Below are 3,907 nucleotides of genomic sequence, written 5' to 3' on the forward strand. Positions count from 1 at the left end.
TTTGATTTCTTTTGCCTTGATCCCATTCATTGCCTTCTTTGTTTATGTCGAACAGGGACCGCTGAAAGGCCTTTGGATGCATTACCGCCGAATCGGTTCCTCTATCACGGCGCACCTCAATGAAACGATCACCGGCATGCAGGTGATTCAGGCGTTCTCCCGTGAAAAAATCAATACCCGCAAATTTGCCGCGCTGAATGAACGGTATCGTGAATCTTACTTGAATGCGGCATTCGTGGAGCTTTTGGCCTGGCCGGTGATCGATATCACCAGTGCCGTCGCCACCGCACTGGTTTTTTTCTTTGGCTCCAAGCGGATCATCGCAGGAACTTTAAGTTTTGGCACGCTTTACGCCTTCTACACTTACCTGAATAAATTCTGGGCTCCCCTTTCCACCATCTCCAAATTTTACAGTCAATTGCTGTCTGCCAATGCTTCTGCGGAACGTGTTTTTGAATTTTTGGATTTTCCTCCCCTGGTGCAGGACCTGCCGCAGGCCATTCCCCTGCCGGCAATTCGCGGTGAAGTTGAATTCGATCATGTGACCTTTGCTTATCAGGTCGACCGTCCTGTTTTGCATGATGTTTCCTTTCTGGTCAAACCCGGCAGCAACGTCGCTTTGGTCGGTCCCACCGGCGCCGGTAAATCTACCATCATCAATCTGATCTCCCGATTTTATGACCCCACCGCAGGTGCGGTGCGGATTGACGGTCATGATTTACGGGATGTCACACTGCAGTCGCTGCGCAGTCAATTGGGAATTGTCCTGCAGGATACGTTTATTTTCTCCGGTACGATTGGTGAGAATATTCGATATGGCAAACCGGAGGCAAGCGAAGCAGAGATCGAGGCTGCGGCAAAAGCAGCTCATGCGCATGACTTTATTCAGAAAATGGAGTTGGGGTACGCTTCCGTCACGGAAGAGCGCGGCAACACACTTTCTACCGGTCAGCGCCAATTGATCGCCTTTGCCCGGGCGATTCTGGCGAATCCACGGATTTTAATCCTGGATGAAGCGACCTCCAGCATCGATACCGAAACCGAGTTGCTGATTCAGAAAGCCCTGGCGACCATCCTGAAAGACCGGACATCGTTCATCATCGCCCATCGGCTTTCCACCATACGCAATGCCGATTTGATTATGGTGATCGATCACGGCCAAATTCAGGAAGTCGGCACTCATTTGACTTTGCTGCAAAATCCAGACGGACTCTATCGCCGGCTTTATGAAACACAGTATGCGCAGCAGGAAAAAATGATCTCTGATTTTATCGTTTAGGAGGCGCGACATGGATCTCTCTCCCCTGACTACCGTCTGGTGCCCGCTGCCCGCTCCTGCAAATCTGGTAATCGTGACCGATCAGCACCAGGCTAGCCTGGCAGCCCGCTTGGCAGCGGACAACAAACCGGCTTTGGGTCGCTTCAAGCTGCTTAATTTGGATTTGCTTTGTTTGCAAACGTTGGCTGAGCTGCCGCCGCTTGGTCCTGACGATTTATTGGTAATCCTGCTTTCGGTGCCGGGATATCTGCGCGGCGCCAACCGCTTATTTCCGGCCTTTCAGAAGCCAAAGGGACTTGCCGCGAACTATGTGATGATTCGCCCCGGTATCGATGAAGCATCTTTGGCGAGCGGACTGCACACTCCGCCCGCGCAAATTTCCGCTTTGGAAGCAAACTTAAAAACAAACGCAGCCAATCGAACCATTCGGCTGACCGCACCCGGAGGAACCGATCTTACGCTGCGTACGCGGGGATTTACAGCCTTGCCTTATCGTTTTACAGAAACACAGGATTACGCCTATTTGCCTGCCGCGGAAATCTATACTGCGATCGAAGAAGAGTCAGCCAATGGTCTGATCGTCGTTGATTTGACCGTGGGAGAATTGCGCTTGCGGGCTGATTTGCTGCAGCCTTTTGGTTTGGTCCGGGAACCGTTGACCATAAAAGTCAAAAACGGCTCCATTGAACAGTTTTCCGGAGGCCTCTTTGCCGGCTTGCTGACAGAGGAATTCAGCAAATTAAACCGGAATTGTCAGTGTGTCGTGGAATTGGGATATGGTCTTTCCGTGATGCAGCCAACCGGATTGATCGGAATCGATGAAAGTATTTTAGGAACCTGCCATTTTGGGATCGGCGATAATCTGTTTTACGGTGGCTGCAACCAGGCGCCGATTCACTGGGATGTCGTTATCCGCAATCCCTCATTTCAAGTCAGTTCTGAATGAGATCAAAAGGAAACCGAAGGAGAATATGATGAGTAATTTTTTCGCTTACTTAAGCCGCATGAAATACATCAATCGCTGGAACACGATGCGCAACAGCAAAGAAGAAAACATCCAGGAGCATTCTTTGCAGGTAGCTATGATTGCACATGCCCTTGCTTTGATTAAAAACAAATATGAGCAGGCCTCACTCGATCCGGAACGTATCACGCTGTTGGCAGTCTATCATGAGGCAAGTGAGGTAATCACCGGCGACATGGCAACACCGATCAAATACTACAACGATGAAATCAGGGATGCCTACAAAAGGCTGGAACAAATGGCCAACGAACGGCTTTTCAGGATGGTTCCCGGCGCATTCAAACAGGACTATGCTTCTCTGCTTTTTCACACGGATGCCGATCAGGAGTCCTGGAAAATTGTGAAATATGCGGATAAAATTTCTGCCTATTTGAAATGCGTGGAAGAGGTAAAAGCAGGTAATCTGGAGTTTAGCAATGCCAAAGAAAGCATCCTGCACGACCTGCAGCGCTTACAGGCGCCTGAAGTCGACTATTTTATGGAACATTTTGTGCCCGGCTTCAACCTGAGTCTGGACGAACTGAACGCTGAGAACGCTGTTGTTCCGGAATAGAATTTTACGTTCTCAGCAAAAAAAAACAAGCTCGGTCTCTGTTTTGCAGAGTTCACGGGCTTGCTTTTTTTTTGGTTCATTTTAAGTTTCTGCTTTCAGCTTCAACTCATAGATATCGCTGCGCCGCGCGGAGAGGATGGGCAGCTGCTGCCGTACCGAACGGACTTGCCCGAAATCAATTTCCAGGGTGTGAGTCGTTTCTTCGCTGCCTGCCTCGTAAAGCAGGTTTCCCCAGGGATCCACGGCAATGCTATGACCGTAAGCCACATAACAGCCGTCTTTTTGCCTTGCGGGAGAGACACCGATCGTAAAGAGCTGATTATCCAGCGCTCTGGCCCGAAAATGCAGCTGCCAGTGCGCCGGTCCTGTCGTCATATTAAAAGCGGCAGGAACGATGACCAGTTCGGCTCCCTCCAGAGCCATCAAACGGAAAAGCTCCGAAAACCGGATATCAAAACAAATGCAGAGACCAATTTTCCCCCATGGCGTGGGGAAAACAGTCACTTGATTGCCCGCACTCAAAACCTCCGACTCACAGAACTGCTGACCGCCCCGGATATCAATATCGAATAGATGCATCTTGCGGTGTCTGGCAATCTGCTTGCCTGTTCGGTCATAAACAAAGGAAGTGTTGTAGACGCGCTCCCCTGCCAGTTCCGGCAGGGAACCCGCCACGATCATCACAGCCAGTTCGGCAGCCAAACTAGACAGAGCCGTTTGAGCCTCTCCTCCCTGGGATTCGCCGTAAGCTCGAAAATAGCGGGTGGCATAAGGACAGCAGAACATTTCCGGCAGCACCGCGATTTCCGCGCCGGCTGATACTTCCTGGCGAATCAAGGCGCAGGCATGCCGGATTGTTTCTGTTTTATCGAAGCTGCTCTGCATTTGAATCAAAGCAATTTTCAGAATAATCAGCTCCTCGTATTATATAGTAGTAGTTTTGAGACCCACTCCAAGGTCTTTGTGCTACACTGTAAGGGATGCTGTGGATTGGTTTCAGCTCCTACCGCACGACGGTTTCAAAAAGGCTCCAACCACAGTCCTTTGCAGT

Annotated in this window: 4 protein-coding genes; 3 read left to right on the plus strand and 1 reads right to left on the minus strand. The window is 50.3% G+C overall.

All coding sequences use genetic code 11. The features are described from left to right. The 3 genes from LLG09_05690 to yfbR form a co-directional block, all read left to right on the plus strand. A partial coding sequence (locus tag LLG09_05690) for an ABC transporter ATP-binding protein/permease (protein ID MCE5196604.1) occupies positions 1 to 1,279 on the plus strand: 1,279 nt, incomplete at its 5' end. 10 nt (positions 1,280 to 1,289) lie between these two features. After that, complete coding sequence (locus LLG09_05695) at positions 1,290 to 2,225, plus strand: hypothetical protein (protein ID MCE5196605.1); 936 nt, start codon at positions 1,290 to 1,292, stop codon at positions 2,223 to 2,225. Between the two features lie 28 nt (positions 2,226 to 2,253). Continuing rightward, entirely contained in the window at positions 2,254 to 2,856 is a 603-nt protein-coding gene (gene yfbR / locus LLG09_05700) for a 5'-deoxynucleotidase (GenBank protein ID MCE5196606.1), read from the plus strand. Between the two features lie 81 nt (positions 2,857 to 2,937). Here yfbR and LLG09_05705 read toward each other — a convergent pair whose 3' ends face one another. Continuing rightward, positions 2,938 to 3,771, minus strand: a complete 834-nt coding sequence (locus tag LLG09_05705) for a carbon-nitrogen hydrolase family protein (GenBank protein MCE5196607.1) — start codon at positions 3,769 to 3,771, stop codon at positions 2,938 to 2,940. Positions 3,772 to 3,907 lie beyond the last annotated feature (136 nt).

The sequence above is a fragment of the Negativicutes bacterium genome, from assembly GCA_021372785.1.
In the GTDB taxonomy this organism is placed as follows: Bacteria; Bacillota; JAAYKD01; order JAAYKD01; family JAAYKD01; genus JAJFTT01.

Excerpts from the sequence above, each read along its gene's own strand:
- LLG09_05695 (MCE5196605.1), top strand. The coding sequence starts at position 1,290 with ATGGATCTCTCTCCCCTGACTACCGTCTGGTGCCCGCTGCCCGCTCCT.
- yfbR (MCE5196606.1), top strand. The coding sequence starts at position 2,254 with ATGAGTAATTTTTTCGCTTACTTAAGCCGCATGAAATACATCAATCGC.